Source organism: Nocardioides sp. FY1077 (assembly GCF_058681775.1).
The window spans coordinates 425,470-444,409 of the sequence record NZ_JBZWDB010000001.1; the positions used below are offsets into that span (position 1 = coordinate 425,470).

19 protein-coding genes and 1 tRNA gene are annotated in these 18,940 nt (G+C 66.7%); 9 read left to right on the forward strand and 11 right to left on the reverse strand.

Going from position 1 to position 18,940, the window contains the following annotated elements; genetic code table 11:
- The first annotated feature begins 91 nt into the window (after nucleotides 1-91).
- The 3 genes from AC4OR8_RS02015 to AC4OR8_RS02025 all read left to right on the forward strand — a co-directional run bounded on the left by AC4OR8_RS02015 (nucleotide 92) and on the right by AC4OR8_RS02025 (nucleotide 2,067).
- On the forward strand, nucleotides 92-862 hold the full coding sequence (locus AC4OR8_RS02015) for a PGPGW domain-containing protein (protein WP_492163901.1): 771 nt from the start codon (nucleotides 92-94) through the stop codon (nucleotides 860-862).
- 249 nt (nucleotides 863-1,111) lie between these two features.
- Entirely contained in the window at nucleotides 1,112-1,546 is a 435-nt protein-coding gene (locus AC4OR8_RS02020; protein ID WP_492164461.1) for a tyrosine-type recombinase/integrase, read from the forward strand.
- A 59-nt stretch (nucleotides 1,547-1,605) separates the two neighbouring features.
- The gene (locus AC4OR8_RS02025; protein WP_492163902.1) at nucleotides 1,606-2,067 is read left to right on the forward strand and encodes a hypothetical protein; all 462 of its coding nucleotides are present in this window, start codon (nucleotides 1,606-1,608) and stop codon (nucleotides 2,065-2,067) included.
- Between the two features lie 206 nt (nucleotides 2,068-2,273).
- Here the strand turns inward: AC4OR8_RS02025 and AC4OR8_RS02030 are convergent, their stop codons facing one another.
- Nucleotides 2,274-3,857 carry a DNA cytosine methyltransferase gene (locus AC4OR8_RS02030; RefSeq protein WP_492163903.1) on the reverse strand — a complete coding sequence of 528 codons (1,584 nt, stop codon included), beginning with the start codon at nucleotides 3,855-3,857 and terminating at the stop codon, nucleotides 2,274-2,276.
- Between AC4OR8_RS02030 and AC4OR8_RS02035 the strand changes: the two genes are divergently transcribed.
- Together AC4OR8_RS02035 and AC4OR8_RS02040 are read left to right on the forward strand one after the other, a co-directional pair.
- Entirely contained in the window at nucleotides 3,742-5,121 is a 1,380-nt protein-coding gene (locus tag AC4OR8_RS02035; RefSeq protein ID WP_492163904.1) for an ATP-binding protein, read from the forward strand. The genes AC4OR8_RS02030 and AC4OR8_RS02035 overlap by 116 nt on opposite strands.
- Nucleotides 5,122-6,081 carry an O-methyltransferase gene (locus tag AC4OR8_RS02040; RefSeq protein WP_492163905.1) on the forward strand — a complete coding sequence of 320 codons (960 nt, stop codon included), beginning with the start codon at nucleotides 5,122-5,124 and terminating at the stop codon, nucleotides 6,079-6,081.
- On the opposite strand, the gene AC4OR8_RS02045 is transcribed toward AC4OR8_RS02040, so the two are convergent.
- The 6 genes from AC4OR8_RS02045 to AC4OR8_RS02070 all read right to left on the reverse strand — a co-directional run bounded on the left by AC4OR8_RS02045 (nucleotide 6,078) and on the right by AC4OR8_RS02070 (nucleotide 12,291).
- Nucleotides 6,078-6,899 carry a protein NO VEIN domain-containing protein gene (locus AC4OR8_RS02045; RefSeq protein ID WP_492163906.1) on the reverse strand — a complete coding sequence of 274 codons (822 nt, stop codon included), beginning with the start codon at nucleotides 6,897-6,899 and terminating at the stop codon, nucleotides 6,078-6,080. The genes AC4OR8_RS02040 and AC4OR8_RS02045 overlap by 4 nt on opposite strands.
- 9 nt (nucleotides 6,900-6,908) lie before the next feature.
- On the reverse strand, nucleotides 6,909-7,496 hold the full coding sequence (locus tag AC4OR8_RS02050) for a DUF1643 domain-containing protein (RefSeq protein ID WP_492163907.1): 588 nt from the start codon (nucleotides 7,494-7,496) through the stop codon (nucleotides 6,909-6,911).
- Nucleotides 7,497-7,632: 136 nt separating this feature from the next.
- Nucleotides 7,633-7,736 (reverse strand) — tRNA-Arg (locus AC4OR8_RS02055).
- Nucleotides 7,737-8,694: 958 nt separating this feature from the next.
- Entirely contained in the window at nucleotides 8,695-9,828 is a 1,134-nt protein-coding gene (locus tag AC4OR8_RS02060) for an alpha/beta hydrolase (protein ID WP_492163908.1), read from the reverse strand.
- Between the two features lie 485 nt (nucleotides 9,829-10,313).
- Nucleotides 10,314-11,432: an FAD-dependent monooxygenase gene (locus AC4OR8_RS02065; protein WP_492163909.1), complete on the reverse strand. Its 1,119-nt coding sequence runs from the start codon at nucleotides 11,430-11,432 to the stop codon at nucleotides 10,314-10,316.
- Nucleotides 11,433-11,442: 10 nt separating this feature from the next.
- Nucleotides 11,443-12,291: an aldo/keto reductase gene (locus AC4OR8_RS02070; protein ID WP_492163910.1), complete on the reverse strand. Its 849-nt coding sequence runs from the start codon at nucleotides 12,289-12,291 to the stop codon at nucleotides 11,443-11,445.
- Between the two features lie 124 nt (nucleotides 12,292-12,415).
- Between AC4OR8_RS02070 and AC4OR8_RS02075 the strand changes: the two genes are divergently transcribed.
- Nucleotides 12,416-13,072, forward strand: a complete 657-nt coding sequence (locus AC4OR8_RS02075) for a TetR/AcrR family transcriptional regulator (RefSeq protein WP_492163911.1) — start codon at nucleotides 12,416-12,418, stop codon at nucleotides 13,070-13,072.
- Nucleotides 13,073-13,343: 271 nt separating this feature from the next.
- Here the strand turns inward: AC4OR8_RS02075 and AC4OR8_RS02080 are convergent, their stop codons facing one another.
- The 4 genes from AC4OR8_RS02080 to AC4OR8_RS02095 form a co-directional block, all read right to left on the reverse strand.
- Nucleotides 13,344-13,877: an SDR family NAD(P)-dependent oxidoreductase gene (locus AC4OR8_RS02080; protein WP_492163912.1), complete on the reverse strand. Its 534-nt coding sequence runs from the start codon at nucleotides 13,875-13,877 to the stop codon at nucleotides 13,344-13,346.
- A 347-nt stretch (nucleotides 13,878-14,224) separates the two neighbouring features.
- Entirely contained in the window at nucleotides 14,225-14,440 is a 216-nt protein-coding gene (locus AC4OR8_RS02085; RefSeq protein ID WP_492163913.1) for a hypothetical protein, read from the reverse strand.
- A gap of 93 nt (nucleotides 14,441-14,533) precedes the next feature.
- Nucleotides 14,534-15,283, reverse strand: a complete 750-nt coding sequence (locus AC4OR8_RS02090) for an SDR family NAD(P)-dependent oxidoreductase (RefSeq protein ID WP_492163914.1) — start codon at nucleotides 15,281-15,283, stop codon at nucleotides 14,534-14,536.
- Complete coding sequence (locus AC4OR8_RS02095; protein WP_492163915.1) at nucleotides 15,280-15,876, reverse strand: TetR/AcrR family transcriptional regulator; 597 nt, start codon at nucleotides 15,874-15,876, stop codon at nucleotides 15,280-15,282. Before AC4OR8_RS02095 ends, AC4OR8_RS02090 begins: the two co-directional genes overlap by 4 nt.
- Before the next feature lie 162 nt (nucleotides 15,877-16,038).
- Here AC4OR8_RS02095 and AC4OR8_RS02100 point away from each other — a divergent pair, with 162 nt between their 5' ends.
- From AC4OR8_RS02100 to AC4OR8_RS02110, 3 genes are all read left to right on the forward strand, one after another.
- Nucleotides 16,039-17,208, forward strand: coding sequence for an MFS transporter (locus AC4OR8_RS02100; RefSeq protein ID WP_492163916.1), 1,170 nt, complete (start codon nucleotides 16,039-16,041; stop codon nucleotides 17,206-17,208).
- 80 nt (nucleotides 17,209-17,288) lie between these two features.
- Entirely contained in the window at nucleotides 17,289-17,711 is a 423-nt protein-coding gene (locus AC4OR8_RS02105) for a (R)-mandelonitrile lyase (RefSeq protein ID WP_492163917.1), read from the forward strand.
- Between the two features lie 19 nt (nucleotides 17,712-17,730).
- Nucleotides 17,731-18,408 carry an SDR family NAD(P)-dependent oxidoreductase gene (locus AC4OR8_RS02110; RefSeq protein ID WP_492163918.1) on the forward strand — a complete coding sequence of 226 codons (678 nt, stop codon included), beginning with the start codon at nucleotides 17,731-17,733 and terminating at the stop codon, nucleotides 18,406-18,408.
- The last annotated feature ends 532 nt before the right edge of the window (nucleotides 18,409-18,940 follow it).

Consider the following 18,940-nt stretch of genomic DNA (forward strand, 5'->3'; position numbering starts at 1 on the left):
CCGACCGGTGCCCGGCGTCCGTCCCCCGGCTGCGCGAGCCGGGGATCAGCAGGGCCTGGTACGCCGGGCGCCGCGCGTCGAGCCTGGTGCCATGAGCAGCCTCGACCTCCCCCGGCGAACCCTGGCGGCGAGCAGGGCGCAGCCCGGCGGTTCCGGACCGACGACGGAGGGGGAGCCAGGAGCACACCGGGGCGATGCCGCAACATCGAGGCGCCGCCGCCCCGTCCGCCGCTTCGCCCAGACCGCCAGCGGGTGGCTGACCCTGGTCCTGGGAGTGGCCCTTCTCCCCCTGCCTGGCCCGGGCAGCCTCCTGGTCGTCGCCGGGCTGCGTCTGCTGGTGCCCCGCTACGCCTGGGCCGCCCGTCTCTACGAGCCCGCACGCACCCAGGTCGTGCGGGCGGCCAAGGCCGGTGTCGCGACCTGGCCCCGCGTCGTCCTCGCCGCAGCCGGACCGGTGTGGCTGACCGTGGTCGCCGTCGTCTACACCCAGGGGACGCGCATCCCGCAGATCACGGTGGCCGGGGTCGAGCTCGGTCCGACCCTCCCCATGGCGAGCAGCGCCACGACGTTCGCCCTGTGGGTCTCGGTGGCCGCCAGCGCCGCGTTGGTCGGTGCGAGCGTGGCGTGGTGGGGCCCTGGCGTCTCACGAGGTCCGTCTCGGTCCGACGGTCCCCGACCACGTCGCCCTGTCGGGTTGCCGGCCCTCGTGCGCGCCCGGGCGGCGCGGCTCGTCGTGTCGCCCGGGCCGCTGACCGTCGTCGCTGCCGCCCTCCTGCTGGTCGGGCTCACCATCCACGTCTCCGTACAGCTCGTGGACGGCCCGGACGACCGACTCGCCTCACCTCGCTCGGCACGGCTCTGATCCCCGACAGGCTCGGCGAGCACCTCAGGGGGCCCGCCCACCCCGGGCGTCGCCCGTCGACCGGAACGACGAGACCGCACCGCCGGCCATCCGTACGACAAGGCGACCGCGAGGTCCTCGCGGCAGGACCGGTGCACGTCGACCACAGCGAAGGCCCCCCACGGCATTCTTGCTGGTGGGGGGCCTTCGCACTCTGTGCGCCTGTAGGGATTCGAACCCCAAACCTTCTGACCCGTAGCTGGCTACGTCCTGCTCCAACGGTCCCTTCTCGACCAACTGGCTGCCTACCTCGCCGAGCACCCGCGCCGGGACGACCCCACTGCGCCGCTGTTCCCGGGTCGGCAGAAGGGCGGCGCCCGAGCACCCGACCACGACCGCTATATGGATCCGGCGAGTATCTACCGGTACTACCTGAAGCCGGCCTCAGCCCAGGCTGGGCTCGAGGCGGTTCGCGCGCACGACCTGCGGCACACCTACGCGGCGCTCGCGGCCGCGGCCGGCATCGAGATTCAGAAGGTGTCCCGGTTCATGGGTCACCACTCCATCGCCGTCACCGCCGACACCTACGGCCACCTGTTCCACAGCGACTTCGGCGCCGACATGGACCGCCTTGATTCGTACGTGGCCGCACGGCGGGCACAGGGCACTACCTCGGCCCGGACCGTCACCAAAGGGATTGGCTAAGGGATCGCTTACGGGTACCTTTGGGCCTCAAAGCAATCGCATGCAAAGGACCCTCACACGTGACCAACCTCGTCAACATCAACGTTTCCGTCCCCCAGGATCAGGTCGCCGCCGTCTATGGCTTCGTGGCCGAACTCTTGTCCGAGACGCCCAGGGGCGCCCCCATCCGCCCGGGAGGAGCTGAAAACGGCCCGCCCAAGGGCTACACCGCGTACCGCGCATTCGCCGGGTTCAGGCCTGAAACCGTGCAGCGAAACTACCGAGGTGGCACCTCCGAGTACTGGCGGCCGTTCCTGGATGCTTTGGCAGCTCGTCCCGACGAGTGGGTCGCTTGGGCCGACCTTTGCGCCTCCATCGGGTTGGCCCCCAATCGCGCTTCCGGAATGTTGGGCGCAGCCGAACGAAGGTGCAAGTCCTACCCGCCCTACGAGAAGGCATCGAGAGGCGACACGTACTGGTTCCGCATGCCTGCCGACGTCGCCCACGTCGTTCGCGAAGCCGCTGGCGAGACGGCAGAGTGAGCGACCAACCGCGCCTGCGGGTCGTCAAGCCGCTGGGCACGTTCCACGCGGTCAAGACACGGGACGTGGTCGCGCGGGAGCGGGACGGCGAGACCTACCTCGCAATTACAACCTGCCCAGCGCCGTAGACATTACCTGGGAGATCATGTTCGAGGACGGCACTTGGATGCTCGCGCAGTTCGAGGACCTGGACTCTGACCTCAAGCTTAGGCTTGAAGCAGGGCAGATCGCTTTCGCGGCGACGGTGACTCATCGAGTAGCGCATTGACGACTAGCGCTGCTGCGGCTCGGTTCAGACGCAGCAGACCCTCGTCAGCTGGCGGTTCGGCAGGGGCGCGAATCGGGTCGACACCCAGGGCAGAGAGAAGACTCGTAGCCGCCGCCCGCGCGAGGGGCGGTGGGACGCTGTTTCCAATCTGTCGGTGCCCATGCCAGTTCGTCGTGTGAAACCGGAACCAGTCCGGATAACCGTGGAGCCGAGCCGCTTCTCTGACCGTGATCACTCGATCAGACACTGGGTGAATTGGGCGCGGAGACGTGTGCGACCCACGCTCAGAACCCGTCCCTGCTCGAAGTGTCCTCGAGACGCCATCGAGCGCAAGGCGGAACAGCCGACTCTTGGGCTCAACCGACCCCTGCTTAGTCGCGCCAAAGCGTTCGATCGTGGCCGGCGTATGGACCGTCCTCCGCGAACCGGTGACGAGACACGGGTTCCAAGCACGGAGCCCGGCGAAGTCGCCACTGTGGTCCGCCCCGCTCAACCCCCTAGCGTAGGAGCTCACGACGAGCTCCCGCCGCCGAAGGTCACTGTCGCCCGCGAGCACCGAATCCGAGTCGAGCAGCTCGGGGTAGTCCTCGATGTCTGGCAGACCTTCGAGAGCATCCCGAACCGTCACCGGTTGCGACGCACTCGTCGGCGGCCACTCGGCAGGCGGCCCATCGAGCACACCCAGCACGAACACCCGGCGCCTCGATTGCGGCACCCCGAAGTCGCGTGCATTCACGGCCTTGCTCGTGCCTGCAAGCCGATACCCGGCGCCCCTCAACCGCGCGAGAGCCTCCTCGCGCACCACGTCGAACTTCGCCTCCAGAAGGCCGGAGACGTTCTCCAAACAAACGACCCTTGGACGTAACGCCACGACCAGTGTCACGAAGGTCAGCAGCATGCCGTTTCGCTCGTCCTCAACCAGCCGCTTGCCACCGGTGGAGAACCCCTGACATGGCGGCCCGCCGATCACAGCGTCAATTTGCCCGGGCCAAGCCAAACCCGGGTAGCGGCGCTCGAAACCTCGCTGCGCCGCGGCCCGCAACTCGCTTGGGGTCAGGCGCGCGGCGTCTCGGCACAGAACCTCCACGGACGGGAAGTTGTACTTGTGGGTCGCCGCATGGACCGGGTCGTACTCCACCGCCGCGACGACGTCAAAGCCCGCCTCTTCGAAACCCAGGCTCAAGCCACCCGCACCTGCGAAGAGGTCAACAGCGATCGGGCGTGCGGTCGGTACAGCACCTGGGGCGCCCGGGGCAGTATGCACGCTCATACGTCGACGATCGCACATCCTGCACCTCGGCCGCCGGATCCTGGCCGGTAAGCCTTCCCCAAGTCTAGAGACTTTGCCAGCACATAGGCCTAGAGTACGGCCGAACGCCGGCAATCGAACCTGGGGGGAGAATTGCATGGCACTACGCAGGGAGAAGGCGAGCGGGAACCCTTCAAAGGACTTCTTCGTCTCGATGTTGACTCGGGACATAACGCTGGACGACTGCATCCTTGACCTGGTCGACAACAGCATCGACGGGGCATGGGAACAGGTTGACGCTGAGCCGAACGAGTTGGTCGCAGACGACAAGCTGAGTGCGTACGAGGTGGCCATCGAGATGTCCGGTGACCAGTTCCGCATTGTTGACAACTGTGGCGGGATAACCCTGGACGAGGCTGCGGACTACGCTTTCACTTTCGGCCGACGCCCCGACCAACAGCACGAGGAATTCTCAGTCGGCGTCTACGGTATTGGAATGAAGCGTGCCATCTTCAAGATGGGGCGCAATATTGACATCCGAAGTACATACGTCACCAGGTCGTCGGACACTGAGAGCTTTCGCGTTCCCATCAATGTCCCGGAATGGCTCGCACGGCAGCCAAGAATCCTTGATGAAAAGATCATCGAGCCAGCCGACTGGGACTTCGATATCGAGGAGTCGGCGGAGCTGGAATCCCCCGGCGTGGAGATTGTAATCAACGATCTTCTCCCCGACATGTCTTCTCGGCTCGGCGATCCAACATACGCCCGACGTTTGAGAAGTACGCTTGGGCGCGATTATTTGATTCCACTTATGCGGGGGTTGCGCATAACGGTCAATGGGGTCGCCGTAACGGGCACTGAATTCGCATTGTTGCAGAACGAAGAGTTTCAACCCATGCGAGACGCATACACCGACGGCGAGGTCAGTGTCGAGCTCGTCGCTGGAATGATCGAGCCCCCACCTGACTCGCCAGAGCCTGATGAGAATGATCGGAAGCCCAGCATATTCGGTTGGTACATCGTCTGTAACGGCCGGGTCGTGTTAGATGCAGATAAGACCCGCCTCACTGGGTGGAGCGAGACCTTACCTAAGTGGCATGGCCAGTACGACGGGTTCGTTGGATTCGCGTTCTTTGCGGCAGAGCGCGCCGCCGACTTGCCGATGACAACGACCAAGCGAAGCGTCGACACATCGTCAAGCGTCTATCGCCGCGCACTGCCGAAGATGTTTGAACCGACTCGTGCATGGATCTCCTACACAAATGCTAGAAAGGCTGATCGCGAGGCGTCGAAAGCGCGTGAGCTTGCTGCGCAACCTGCGCGGCTGACCGAGGTTGTGAACCGTCCGACCGTTCAGTTGCCTGCCGTCGCAAAGGTGACACGCGAACGGGTAGGAAACATCAACTTCGCTATGCCCGTGACACGGCTACGTACTCTTGCGCGCAGTTTGGGTGACGCCCAGATGACCTATCGTGACATCGGGATCAGCTCGTTTGAATACGCTTATGACGAGCTGGTAGAGGACGGCGACTGAATGACCGGCTCGTCAAACCTCATCAACTATAGCGTCCGCCAGAACAAGACCATTGAAAGAGCCCTCATTTTCGAGGGTCTTGTGCAGCTTAAGAACGCCTTCCAATGGCAAGACGCCGTCTACGTGGGTCTGGGTTCGGCGTGGTTCGTGGACTTCGATCTAGCGCACCGCGAACTGGGCGTCGAAACCATGATCTCTATGGAGGACGACGACATCACGTTTCGACGAGCTGAGTTCAATAAGCCATACCGAACGATCGAGCTTATCAAGGGCATCTCCTACGACGAAACGCCGCAGTTGCTGCTTCGTCCCGAGCTACAGAACCGACCGTGGGTCGTTTGGCTCGACTACGACCACGCCATGGACGGCAGTAAGCTCGACGAGCTCCGCCACCTGGCAGTTGAGGCACCGCCAAATTCGGTCATCCTCGCTACCTTCAATTGCCACCCAGGTAGTTACGGGCTGGGTAATGAAGACCGACTTATCGAGTTCGAAGAACTTTTCGGGCCGGCCTTCCCCAGCGAGGACCACCCCGGAGGGAAGGGTTTGAACAAGGCCGAACGACTGCAGTCAGTTCTGGCGCGTGCGTTGCTAGCAGACCTAGAGTCGACTGTGAGGTCCTCCGCGAGACGCGGATCTTGCATCCCTGCATTCGACTTGCAATATCAGGACGGTAGCCCGATGGTCACGGCTGGCGTGGTCGTGGCTGATGAAGCAACGGAAGTGGCTATTGGCGCCCTGACGGTCCTGCCGAGCTGGCGCTGCAATAGCGACGAGCCCATCAGCAGCCCGCCGTTGACCGCGAAAGAAGTGGCAGCGTTGCGGTCTCTGCTGCCCACCCCTAAGCCGCCGACGCGAGCCGACCTACAGAAGATGGGCTTCGATTTACCCGACAAACATCTAGCGTCTTTTATTAAATATTACCTCGATTACCCGACCTATTTCCAGAGTGCCCGTTAGAGCTCCCCAGTTAGCAACGCTCCCCGCCATTGGGTCGTTCGCAGGTCGAAGGCAGGCCCGTCGACTGCGCCGTCGTGGACGGAGACTGAGGCGTGGGTAGAACGCTTCAAATCGATGCCCGTGACCACGACGAGGGTGTACCTCGCGGCATTCCTGATCGAGAACCTGCGTTCGCCCTCGCTCATGAAAAAACCGGGCTCCGCGGCTTGGGTGCCCTTGACCTCGACGAAACGAGTCGGATCGCTTGCGGCACCAACACGGAGGTCGAAACCCGGATTGCTGTGCGCCATCGGCACTACGTCTTCGCGAAAGCGCTCCCTCATGGCTCTCACGGCGACAGCGACCGAATATGCCTCGACCGCCTGAGCGACCTTCGGGTCGGCGTAGGGAGTCACGGGGTCAGCTGCCGCGGCGCCCGTGCCGCTCTGAACTGCAGCGCCGGCTGCGGCAACGATGGCGTCGAAGCGCTCGTTGGACAGCGGTCGAACGCCCTGGCCCCAATAGACCTTATCCCGCCAGAAGGTCGGGTCGGCCTCGTAGTAAGTACCCGTTGCGTCCTTCAAAGAGACTGGCTCATCAAACGACACGACCGATAGGACGTCGCACACCAGTCTTCCCGGAGCCGGACTCGGCCGGATATCCCCAATGACGCCACAGCCGAAGTAGCCTAGTCCCGGTTTCTGGTAGACGAAACGATCACCAGTACTGATGTAACCGCTGTGCTTGCGGACGGGGTACTCGTACTCGATCCCTGTCCGGTCGCTGTACTCGTGGCCGTCGCGTCCGGCCCCACCAACTTCGACCAAGACAACAGGCATACCGTCAGCCTATGTAGCTCTGCCACTTGCCGCTGTCATTGCTTCAAGATGCAGCGGGACGAGGTCGGTGTCACCCGGTACGTACAGGGGATGACGAGGCTGCCCCTTTGCCGTCAGTCCCAGGCATAGAGCATTGTTCAGTCCACTCGCAACGGCACGCCCGCGGCCGAAGAGGTGACCATGAGATCCCCAGGCGGCCACCACCTCGGTCGAGGCCTGCGCTAGAGCGCGCAGAATGACGTCGTTAGCGACACCAACCGGCTCGGTTGCAGTCTTGAGCTCCAGCGGTTTGGTTGCACGGTACGAGAACAGGTTGACCACGACGACTCCGGCGGCACCCCGCTGGCGTGAGCGCTCGACGATGCGAGCAAGAGTTGGGCGCCGTCCGTTGTCAGTGTCGCCAGTAGACGGGTTCAGCATCACCCAGGCGACGGTCGCCCGAAGATCGTCAGCACCCCACCACCGACCAAACGCATACCGGTGCTTCATGTCGCGGGAGTACAGGTACGCCTCGGGTAACCCTGTCGCACTCGCAGCCAAGCGGTGCTCGAGGTCGTTCTTGCGAGCGAGGCGTTCGAACAGCTCGCTCCCCTTCACCGGCGCGAGCTTGCCACAGAGCCGGGACGGAGTAGCCGGTCGGACCACACGACCAGGATCGGAGGGGTTGCCGAAGGGTTGGCGGGCAAGCAAGAAGCCCTGGCAGCGACCAGCAGGCCGTCTACCAGGGCTTACGTGGTGCGCCTGTAGGGATTCGAACCCCAAACCTTCTGATCCGTAGTCAGACGGAAGATGTTCGCGGGCATCCGCTGGCGTTCGCCGGCTGCCGCGATGACCCGCAGCGGGCTGACGGTACGTTCGCCCGCGTGCACCCCGGTTCGGGGTGGTGTGACGCCCGGCGTTAGCAATGCGTTAGCACCGTTCGACAATGGCGCGGTGGAGGTGCTGACCGATGCCAAACGGTGGGGCCCGGCTGGGCTGCTGAGCGCCGGGCGGCTCACCTCGCTGCCGGTCATGGTGGGCGCCGACTCCACGAGTCGGCACAAGAGAACTGTTGCATCGTGGTGTTCGCTGCCGTCCAGTTGATCGACGCCGCCGGTGCGCTCGACCCCCCGGGTGGCCGAACCGTGCGCGTAGCCGGGCAACTCGAGCCGCACGCAGGCGCGCTACGTCCTCGATGAAGACAGGCAACCCGCGTCCGACGGCTGTACCGTCTCGCTCGTCCTGGGCAGCCGCGCCCCTGCGAACCGCGCTGGCAAACAGGGCCCCTTCGTACCAACCTGACCCACCGACTGGTCGACCCGTCTGGTAGTCGGACGACGGCCGCCGTGATGGTGCCGTCCATGACCGCGATCCGCTCCGCTGAATCGTTGTCCAGGTGGCCGAGGACGATCCCGTCGAAGTAGGACTGGTCGCCGTAGCCGAGCACGAGATCGTTGCAAGGGGCCTAGTTCCCCACGTCGCCGACGTCCGGGTCTGCCCCGGCCGGCTGACCCTCCAACGAGGGCGGCAGCGAATAGGCGGCCGGCCTCCTCCACAGCGCCATGGTCGTCGGCCCTCGGCGTACCCCCTGGCTGTCCGCCGCGTTGCCAGAAACACACGTGGGCATCTCATGGACCACGGCAACCGGTAGGGCCAACGGGGTGGCATACGTCTCCATGAGTACTCGACCCATCAGGTGGTCCAGACGGACCGCGGCTCTGATCGCTCAGGCCAGCGGTGCCTGCCGGTTCAGCGCTGCGCCGCAGCAGCCCTGCCCCGCGACGGGTGTCCACCCGCCGCGGGGCAACGGCACCGTTCAGACGAGGTTGCGCTGGAAGAAGGTCGTCAGCTTGCCGAACGGGATGAGCTGCACGCGGTCGTAGAGGTCGACGTGGCCCGCGTCCGGTACGACCACGAGCTCCTTCGGCTCGTCGGCGAGCCGGTACGCGTCTTCGCTGAACTCGCGCGAATGGGCGGAGGCGCCGGTGATGAACAGCATCGGCCGCGGTGAGATCGTCTCGATGTCTTCGAACGGGTAGAAGTTCATGAACTTCGCGTTCGTGGCGAGATGCGGGTGGGTGGTGGTGTCCGGACTGTACCCGCGGGCCGTCCGGTAGAAGTCGAAGAACTCTCGGTCGACCGGGGTCGAGTCTGCGGTCAGCTCCTCCGGTGTTCCACCGGTGTAGGCGACCTCTCCGCCGGAGAACTCGACGTCACGTTGCTCAGCCGCTTCGGCGAGGATCTCGCGACGCTGAGCCAGAGTCACGGAGTTCTCCAGCCCGTCGCGGTTCACCGCCCCCATGTCGTACATGCTGACGGTGGCGACAGCCTTGATGCGCGGGTCGATCTTCGCCGCGCTGATGACGAAGCTGCCGCTGCCACAGATGCCCAGTGCTCCCACCCGCTCACGGTCGATGAAGTGCTGCGCACGCAGGAAGTCCACCGCGGCGCTGAAGTCCTCGGCGTAGACGTCCGGCAGGACGGCGTTGCGGGGACGGCCGTCGCTGCCGCCCCAGAAGGAGAGATCGAGGGACAAGGTGACGAATCCGCGCTCAGCCATCTTGGTCGCATACAGGTTGGCGCTCTGCTCCTTGACCGCGCCCATGGGGTGACCGACCACGATGGCTGGCGCCTGCGCCTGACGGTCGAGTCCGCGAGGCACGAACAGGTTGCCCTCGACGTCCATCCGGTACTGGTTGCGGAACGACACCGGTCGCACTCGGACGCGGTCGCTGGTGTAGAAGTTGTCCGCGCCGTCCGAGAGGTCGCCAGGGGGGAGGTCCTCGGCTCGTCCAGCGTGGTTGGCGACCAGCGCCGGAGCAGCGGTCTCGGTACCGGCGGCACTGCAACCCGCTACGGCGAACGCGGCCGCACCGGTCGCTGTGACCCTGAGCAGTCCTCGTCGGCCGAGGTGGGCGGGGGTGGGATCCGGGCTGTTGGTGGCACTCATGACACATGCTCCTTCGGAGATTACTCAGGACTGTGGTGGACGAGGGATCGCGCGAGCGGTGAAGCCTGTGCCGGGGGGCGGCCGGGACGACCGCGGTTCCGGCGCGACCTGCGGTGGAGTTGCGGCGCACCGGACGTCGTTCTGCCAACGGTTCGGGCGTCGTCACTCCCCCAGGGAACTCGAACCGGAGGAGACTTGGGAGTCCCGGTCGTGACGCGTACTGACAGAGCACCCCGCGGGGTGCAGCAGTTATGGGGAGTGCTTGCAACTTCGTCGCGGCGGAGAACTGCACCGAGGTGCGACTCCCCATCAGCGCGGCCGTGGAGCTGACGCCGGCCGGCGTCGAGCGACGATGAGTCCCCCCGTCTGCGCCGCAGGGAACTCGCGGCGGCCAGGACACCTGAGCCGCCGGCCCTGGGAAGGCCGCCCAACCCATCTCGTCCCCTCGACCACCTCCGCCCGCTGCTCGGTGTTGGTGAGTTCCGTCAAACCTCGCTGGCTCCGTGCGACGTATTGGCAGCGAAGGATCGGCTGAACGCTTGTCCGGCGATCACCAGTTGTCGGGCGGGTTCGAGCATGCGCTGTTCATAGGCCCGTAGAGCCTCGCGCACACCGGTTCCGGCCGTGTGTTGGGCGAGCTCCTGAGACAGGGTCTCGGCATCGTCGACCGCCACGGCAAAGCCTCGCCCGGTCATCGGCGTGGAGACGTGGGCGGCGTCGCCGACCAGAGCCACCCGGCCCCTGACGAGCCGGCCCGGGACGTATTCAGCAACGGGCGTCCCGGTGACTCCGCGCTGGCGCAGGCAGGCCCGGATGGCCTGGCGCCACGGCGCTGGCCACCGCCTTGCTTCCCGCTCCAGCTCAGCGAGCGTGCCCTCCGGAACGTCGGCCGGTCGCATTGAGTGCTGCACCACGTCACCGACGACGCAGCCGGCCTGGCTCAACAGGTCGTTTCGGCGTGGGTCGAACCAGGCCCACCCCAGTCGCCGGGTGGCTCCGCCGTCGGAGGCGACGTCGCCGGTCAGGGGGTAGCCGAGCAGGCAATCAGGCCCGGCATCGCGAATATCAAGGCCGGTCGGCCACCGTCCCGAGAACTCAAGCTCAGGTTCCGTGGCGATGCCGAGCCAGATGACGTAGCCGGCGTAGGTCGCGTTTGGGTTGTCGGGAGCGACTAGAGGACGGACCGTGCTGCGGTGGCCGTCAGCACCGACCATCAGCGCACCCCGGTGGACGGCGCCCTCCACGGTCGTCGCCCACGCGTGGTCGTCGTCCTGCTGGACCTCGACGACTCGCTGTCCGCTCGACAGCCGGATCATGGGGTCGCCGTGTACGGCGGCACGTAGCAGCCGGTGGGCCTGCTCCCACGTCTCCGCCGGGCCGCTCACGTCGGCGCTGGCCACCTGACGGCCGCTCTGTGCGCTGGACCGCAGGATGCGCTGCAGGCCGGTGCTTGCGTTGCCGAGCGCTGCGCCACTTCGTGGCATCGGACCGGATCGCTCCAGGATGGCGACTTCGTAGCCGGCCCGTGACAGACCGAGGGCTGTCATCAGGCCGGCCAGGGAGCCGCCGACCACGACGGCGCGACGGTCCTGGTCGTGCGGCATCGTCACCTACTCACGTGTCGAAGCGCGCGGAACCGAGCCAGGAGGCGACCTGCGGATCGCGGTGGTCGACGATCGCGCTGTTGCCGGTGTCGAGAGTGGCGATGCGCGACATCTCCGCCTCGGTGAGCTCGAAGTCGAAGACCGCCGAGTTCTCAACCATCCGCTCTCGTCGCACCGATTTGGGGATGGCGACCACGTCGCTCTGGACCAACCAGCGCAGCGCGACCTGAGCGATCGACCTCCCGTGAGCCCGGCCGATCTCAGCGAGGACGGAGTTCTCGAAAAGGCCCTGGCCGCCCTCGGCCAGAGGACCCCACGACTGGTGCTGGATGCCGTGCTCGCGCATGAACGCTCGGTCGTCGGCGCGCTGGAAGAACACGTGGGTCTCGACCTGGTTGACCGCCGGCACGACCTCGTGGTGAGCGATCAAGTCGGCGAGCCGGTCGGTGTGGAAGTTGCTGACCCCGATGGCCCGGACGCTGCCCTCGCGGTAGAGCTGTTCCATGGCCCGCCAAGACCCGTAGTAGTCGCCGAACGGCTGGTGGATGAGGTACAGATCCAGGTAGTCCAGCCCCAGGCGCTGCAGCGAGCGGCCGAAGGCGCGCTTCGCGCCCTCGTCGCCAGCGTCCTGCACCCACAGCTTCGTGGTGATGAACAGTTCATCGCGCCTTACCCCGCTAGCTGCGATGGCGCGCCCCACGGCTGCCTCGTTCTCGTAGGCGGCGGCTGTGTCGATGAGGCGATAGCCAACCGCTAGCGCCGCCTCGACAGCCTCCTGGGTCTGGTCGTCGGGGACCTGGAAGACGCCGAAGCCGAGGACCGGCATCTCGACGCCATTGTTCAAGGTGACGCTGTGCATGGTGCTTCCTCCACGTGATGTGTACCGGGACTACAGGACCGTAATAGCGGACTGATCGTATCCGCTTACGCGTCGCACAACCAACAAGTGGATGCAACTATTCCGATTCGCGTAGCCTCGCCGTATGACCGGACTCCGCCCGCAGCGCAAGGACGCCGCACGCAACCGCGAGCGTTTGCTCGCCGCGGCCAACGAGGTGTTCACCCGCCACGGCTTGGGGGCGACGCTCAACGACGTCGCCCGTCATGCCGACGTAGGGGTCGCCACGGCGTACCGCAACTTCGCCAACAAGGAGGAATTGATCCGGGCGATGTTCGTGGATCGGCTAGAAGATGCGGTGGCGCGCGCTGTGGAGGCGGCGTCGTCGCCGGATGCATGGACCGCGCTGGTGGACTATTTGGAGTACTCGCTGCGTGCCAAGCGCGACGACCGGGCCCTCGCCCAGCTGCTCACCAACCCCGCTGTGGTGCATGACCTCGGCGACCAAGCCAGGGACCGACTGGGGTCCTTGGTGAACACGTTGGTCCGACGCGCCCAGGAGCAGGGCTCGGTACGTTCGGACGTGACGGGCACCGACACCGTGTTCGTCGAGCTTGCGCTGGACGCGGTGATGTCATGCACCCGCCATGTCGAGCCCGATCTGTACCGGCGACTTCTCGGCCTCTTCCTCGACGGCATCCGGGCCGACGGCCACAAGACCCGACTCGAACCGCCGGCCCTGTCGACCGAGCAGACCCACGAGGTCTTGAGCGGGCGTGCGAGCGGAGCCGGGCCGCGCTGAGGCATGTCCGGCGCAGCGTCCACCTGGGGTGATCGCTGACCGTTTCATCGGCGGGCAGCCGCCAAGGGACGGCCCAGGAGTCGCTGGGGTCCGAGTCGGCCCAGCCTGGAGGAGCATCGGGCCGGCGGCCGCCGCCCCGATGCCGCCGCTGACACCGGTGACGATCGCGACGGTTCCGGTGGCGGTGCTGTGCCGTCTTTCCTTCTGCAGCGTGGTGGGGCGAGCCCAGGCGTCGTCGTGGGCGAGGCTGAGCGACAGCTCGCGGTGGGCGTCAGCCTGCGCGAGGAGCTCGTGGACCCTGTGCCCGCAAGCGGCCATGGCTTCGGCGCCGGCGGCGTACCGCGTCGGGGGCTCGTCGAGGGCAGCGGGCTGGACGATGGCGTCGGCAAGCTTGGGGGGTCGTAGCCCTGCTTGCCGTCCATGCCTCACCGGGCCTCGATGGTCTGGTTGGTGCGCTCGGCGTAGTCCTCGATGCTGGGGCCGGCGTACTAGGTGGTCTGGGGCTCAGGAGCTCGGTGCGGAACAACCCGGGCTCGACCAGCATGGTTTGGATGCCCAACGGCGCGCCTTCGGGGGCCAGGGCCCCCATCCAGCCCTCGACAACCAACTTCGATGCGGCGTAGGCGCTGGTGGACTCCACCGCGGAAGATGATCCCGGCGGTGGATTAGGTATTGACCAGACCGGAGCGCTGGGCGCGCAGCTGGGGACAGCCGCGCGGGTGACGTTGACGGGCCCGAACAGGGTGGTCTCGATCTGGGAACGGAGCACGATCCTGGAGAAGATGACGGCGAAGGCCAGGAGCACGATGAGGTCACGCCCGGGGACGGCACGCCGGCGTCAGTGGTCTCGGCAGCGTGAGCGCGACGACCAGCGACACTGCCCCCTCATGCCGCTCCAGGCCACGACCAGGCGGGGTCCGGCACCTACGCGGCACTCCCGCTGTGACGGTCGATCATCGAGCAGCCGGACCAGGTACGGCACGGTTAACAGCCAGAGCAGGCGCACTCCGATCGCCGTGACGGAGACGGCGGGCGCTGAGCCGGCGACCAACCACACCGGGTCCTGCCAAGCTCGAAGATTGCCGCGCGCAGGTGGGGGCCGATGCGGACGAAGGGTGCAGCATTGACGAGGTAGTCGACGATGTCCCACACCTAGTACCCCTGCAGCCTCGGTTCGGGGCGGAGGAGCGCGGGGCCGCGGCCCCCCATGTAGAGCCCAACGGCGACGGTGGCGAGGGATCCGGGGACGTCAAGATGCGCGGCGTGGAGGTAGGCGGCGTAGCCGGTGAGCAGGGGGATGTTGAGGTTCTCCTGGGTGTCGGCGACCGCGACCAGTACGCCGCCGATCATCAGCTCGGCCTCACTCATCGCGCCGTCCTGCCGTCGTCGCCAGCGCCTCCGCCATCGAGCCCGTCGCTCGAGCGGGTTGCACTCCCGGTTGCCTCTCAGCCGGCCGGGGACTCAGCGTGACGGTGCTGCGTCGCCACGGAGCTCCACCCCGGTTTCATCCGCCAGCCCGCGCAGGAGCTCGTTCTGGAAAAATTCGTCGTTGACCAGGGCGTGGGCCTGGCGGCGTTCGCGGTGGTGCCAGTAGCCACCGGTGGTCAAGGCCCTGGGGTCGTCATGAGTAGCAAGCCACTCCTGGGTCTCGTGCCCGAGGTCGAGGTCGTCAGGGGCGTTCACTCCGCCCATCCGGGTGGGCACCCAGCCCGGGTCGACTGCATTGCTGGGCACATCGGGCCACAGCCGGGCCATCGCCGCCGCCAAGGTGGTGACAAACAGCTTGCTGTCCTCGTAAGAGCCAGCGCGGTTCCCGCTCCAGTCGACGCGCGCGGTCGCTGGGCAGCCGCCGTAGTGAGAGCCGCTGCTCAGGTACACCAGGCGCCGGGGCCTGGGCAGCAAGGCGGTGAGCAAATACGGGGCGATGACGTTGACCGGCATCACCGCAGGGCCGCTCCACACTCCGGCGTTGTGGATGACGACATCGAGCGGTTGCGCGTCGCGCAGCTCGAGGGCGAGCCGCACGACGTCCCCGCGGTCCATCAGGTCTCCGACCACGAGCCCGGCACCGCTGTCGACCAGTGGGGCCAGCGTCTCGGCTCGCTGGGCATTCCGCGCGTGCACGATGATGTCGTAGCCCTGGGCGAGCAGGGACTCCGCGGTGAGGCGGCCGAGGCCGTTGGCGGAACCGGTCACCAAGATGCGGCTCACAGGTGCACCTCTAGCAGGCGCCTGGCCGCCTCCACGACACCCGCCCGTCGGCGCGCATCCTCACCCTCAGCGGCCGGAGCAGCCGCGGTGATCATCCGGCCGACCTGAGGCAGGACAGCCCAGTACCCGGCCAAGGACACCAGGTGGAAGTGCAGCAGGTCCGGCGCGATCGTCGACGTGATTGCGCCACTGGCCTGGCTGGTGGCGAGCGTCGCGCTCTTGCGTCCGTAGTACTCACGCCGCAGCGCCTCCTCGGGCACCTCGTCGCTGACGGTCAGCGCCTCCCACTGCAAAAGCCGGGCGAGCTCCGGGTGTCGGCGGTGGTAGTCGTAGAGCCGCCCGGCGTACTCCGCGATGTCCTCGGCCGTGCCCGGGGACAGCGGCACGTCGTCTGAGGCCCCGGACAGCTGGGCACGCAACACTTGGGCGAACAATGCCGACTTCGACCCGAAGTATGCGTAGAGCCGCTCCTTGTTCACCCCGGCGAGCTTGGAGATTCGCTCGACTGTCGTGCCGTCGGGTCCGTGCGCGATGAACTCGGTGGTCGCGGCGTCGAGGATCTTGCGTTTCGTGCCTTCAGTGTCCCATGTCACGCGAACCAACCTACAACTCCAACGTTGGCGTTGTGAACCTGGACGAGTTCCCCTACAGTCTTTCCAACGACAACGTTGGAAGGGAACGCAATGCACCCCGCCACCCCCGACGGCTCGGTCGACACACCCCGGGTCCCCTCTCCCGCTCGATCAGCATCCGCGATGGGCGCTGGCCTGACGTGGTTGCTGGCAATCATCGGCGGCTTCGCCATCGGCAACCTGTACTGGGCACAACCCCTCCTGGGCGTCATCGCTGATGACCTCAGCGTCTCAGCCGGGGCGGCCGGTTGGCTGGTCACCTTCACCCAGATCGGCTACGCGATCGGCATCGTGCTGGTCGTGCCGCTAGGCGACGTCGTGGACCGACGCCGTCTGATCCCGCTCCTGCTGATCGCCTCCGCGGTCGCGCTCCTCGCCTGTGCCGCCGCGCCGACCTTCACCACGCTTTTGGTCGCGCTCGCCCTGCTGGGCCTCACGACGGTCGCCGGCCAGGTCGTGGTCCCGCTGGCCGGTGACCTCGCCGACGCCGCCAGCCGCGGTCGGGTGGTCGGCACCGTCATGACCGGCTTCTTGGCCGGCACGATCGTCTCGCGCACGTTGAGTGGGCTGATTGCCCAGATCGCCGGCTGGCGGGCGATCTTCGTCGTTGCCGCTGTCGTCATCGTGGTGCTCGCTGTCCTGGCCCGCCGACATATTCCGACACTGCCCACCCCGGCGGGGGTGAGCTACCCGGCGCTGCTGTGTTCGGTCGGCGAGGTCATCCGCGACCACCGGATCGTGCGGTGGAACCTCGTGCTCGGCGCCTTGCAGTTCGGGCTGTTCGTCATGTTTTGGACCGCGGCGACGTTCCTACTCAGTGAGGCCCCGTTCTCCTACAGCCCTCTGGCGATCGGCGGGCTCGGACTGTTCGGGCTAATCGGCGCGGTCGCCGCCCAGCACGCAGGCCGCCTCCACGACCGAGGTTGGTCCATGACGGCCACTGGCGCCGGCTGGGCCGTGGCCCTCCTCGCCATGGTGCTCGCCGGTCTCGGGCAGCACTCACTCCCGCTGCTCATCGCCGCGATCGTGCTGCTGCATGTCGCGATCTTCCCCATGAATGTCCTGATCTCCGCACGACTCTTCACCGTCGTCCCCGGCGGCCGCAGCCGCGTCAACACGGCCGTGGTCGCGGTCAACTTCATCGCCGGTGCCATCGGTTCGGCCGCGGTCAGCCCGCTGTGGGCCGCCGGCGGCTGGCACGCCGTCACCCTGACAGGAGCCGCCGTCACCCTCGTCGGCCTGGCCTTGTGGACCCTCGGTCGGCGCGGACCTCTGCACCAACACCCCAACTGACGACAACCTCGCGCTCGCCCTAACCCTCAAACCTCCAGGGTCCAGTTAATCGGGCAGCGCCACATCCTGAGGAGCACACAATGAAGTTCACCCGTAGCGGGGGCCACACCATCCCCGGCCCGCACGAGTGGTTCACCGGCGCCGTCTTCATCGACGGCGTCCGCAACCCCGACGAGAGCTCCTCAATCGGCTGCGCACACGTCCGATTCACCCCTGGCGCCCGCACCGCCTGGCACAGGCACCCCAAGGGCCAGACCCTGTACATCACCGACGGCATCGGCTACGTCGCCAGCCGCAGCGGCGAGGTCTGTGAGATCCGCCCGGGCGACGTCGTCCACATCGAGCCCGGCGAGGAGCACTGGCACGGCGCGACCGCCGACCGCTTCATGTCCCACGTCGCCATGCAGGAAGCAGACGGCCAGGGGCAACAGGCCGTCTGGGGCGACCACGTCAGCGATGCCGACTACAGCCGTGCTGCCAGCGCCAACCCTGAGACCCGCTGAACCGAAAGAAGGCGTACACATGTCGAAACCGTCCCTGAACCCGCAGCACGCCCTGATCATCGGCGCCGGCCCCGGTCTGGGCGCCTCCGTGGCCCGCCGCTTCGGCCGCGAGGGCTACGCAGTCACGCTCGTGGCCCGCGATGCCGAGAAGCTCGCGGCCCTGAGCGAAGAGCTGCGCGCCGACGGCATCGCCGTTGACAGCGCGACCGCCGACGCCGCCGACGCTCGCGGCTTCCGCACCACCCTCCGAGACCTCGCCAAGCGCATCACCCCCGGCGTCGTCGTGTACAACGCGGCTTTCATCGCCAGCGACAGCATCCTGGAGGTGGATGAGGACTACCTGCTCTCCAGTTACGCTGTCAACGTCGTCGGTGCCGTCAGCACCGCACAGGTCTTCACCGCCGCGATGCGCCGAGCCAGAGCCGGCACATTCTTGGCCACCAGCGGCTACGCCTACATCGACCCCTACCCCGCCTACGCCTCTCTCGCGCTCGGCAAGGGCGGGCTCCGCACCGCTACCACGCTGCTGCACAAGGAGCTCAAGGACGAAAGCGTCCACGCCACCAGCATCACCATCCACGGACCCATCGCACCCGACACTCCGCTCGCGCCCGATCTCATCGCCGAGCGCTACTGGACCCTGCACCATCTACCCGCCGAGCAGTGGACGGACGAGATCCACCTCAAGGGCGAGTAGCAGTCATCGACGGCCCCGCCGATCCGGCACCAGTAGCCCTCAACCCCGCCCCCTCGACCCAGAAGGAAACTCACGATCAACACACTGACGTTGAACAACAACCTCGTCATGCCCGCCCTCGGGTTCGGTATTTCAGAGCGCCCTCGCCGGTTCAGCGGTCATCGTGCCCGGTCCCTGACCGCGCGGTACCGGCGTATCCGCGCCTCGCACCGGCGTCGACCTGTTCCCGTTCCGCGGCGATGCCCTCGCGAGCTCGACGCCGCAGCGGGAGTCACTCCTACCAGTGCACGGCATCCGCACATCGGTCGCATGCGCTGCCGCTCGACGGGTTGAAGGCAAGACCCCAAAACTTGGCCCAGCTCACCGCACGCAGCCCACGGGCGGTCGTTCCGACCCCGAAGTTCCTGGTAGGGCGCTGAGCCTGCGGCACCCTGACGGCAGGGTAGTTCTCCAGCCCGAACCCGTAGTGCCGGGCCGTCACGAACCACCTGGGCGTGACGTTGAACGTCCTCGAAGACGCGCGCCCGGGGAA

What these genes read in the sequence shown, in the direction of transcription:
- AC4OR8_RS02015 (WP_492163901.1), top strand. Translation starts at nt 92, where the DNA reads ATGAGCAGCCTCGACCTCCCCCGGCGAACCCTGGCGGCGAGCAGGGCG.
- AC4OR8_RS02035 (WP_492163904.1), top strand. Translation starts at nt 3,742, where the DNA reads ATGGCACTACGCAGGGAGAAGGCGAGCGGGAACCCTTCAAAGGACTTC.
- AC4OR8_RS02030 (WP_492163903.1), bottom strand. Translation starts at nt 3,857, where the DNA reads ATGCTGTTGTCGACCAGGTCAAGGATGCAGTCGTCCAGCGTTATGTCC.
- AC4OR8_RS02040 (WP_492163905.1), top strand. Translation starts at nt 5,122, where the DNA reads ATGACCGGCTCGTCAAACCTCATCAACTATAGCGTCCGCCAGAACAAG.
- AC4OR8_RS02045 (WP_492163906.1), bottom strand. Translation starts at nt 6,899, where the DNA reads ATGCCTGTTGTCTTGGTCGAAGTTGGTGGGGCCGGACGCGACGGCCAC.
- AC4OR8_RS02060 (WP_492163908.1), bottom strand. Translation starts at nt 9,828, where the DNA reads ATGAGTGCCACCAACAGCCCGGATCCCACCCCCGCCCACCTCGGCCGA.
- AC4OR8_RS02065 (WP_492163909.1), bottom strand. Translation starts at nt 11,432, where the DNA reads ATGCCGCACGACCAGGACCGTCGCGCCGTCGTGGTCGGCGGCTCCCTG.
- AC4OR8_RS02070 (WP_492163910.1), bottom strand. Translation starts at nt 12,291, where the DNA reads ATGCACAGCGTCACCTTGAACAATGGCGTCGAGATGCCGGTCCTCGGC.
- AC4OR8_RS02075 (WP_492163911.1), top strand. Translation starts at nt 12,416, where the DNA reads ATGACCGGACTCCGCCCGCAGCGCAAGGACGCCGCACGCAACCGCGAG.
- AC4OR8_RS02085 (WP_492163913.1), bottom strand. Translation starts at nt 14,440, where the DNA reads ATGAGTGAGGCCGAGCTGATGATCGGCGGCGTACTGGTCGCGGTCGCC.
- AC4OR8_RS02100 (WP_492163916.1), top strand. Translation starts at nt 16,039, where the DNA reads ATGGGCGCTGGCCTGACGTGGTTGCTGGCAATCATCGGCGGCTTCGCC.
- AC4OR8_RS02105 (WP_492163917.1), top strand. Translation starts at nt 17,289, where the DNA reads ATGAAGTTCACCCGTAGCGGGGGCCACACCATCCCCGGCCCGCACGAG.
- AC4OR8_RS02110 (WP_492163918.1), top strand. Translation starts at nt 17,731, where the DNA reads ATGTCGAAACCGTCCCTGAACCCGCAGCACGCCCTGATCATCGGCGCC.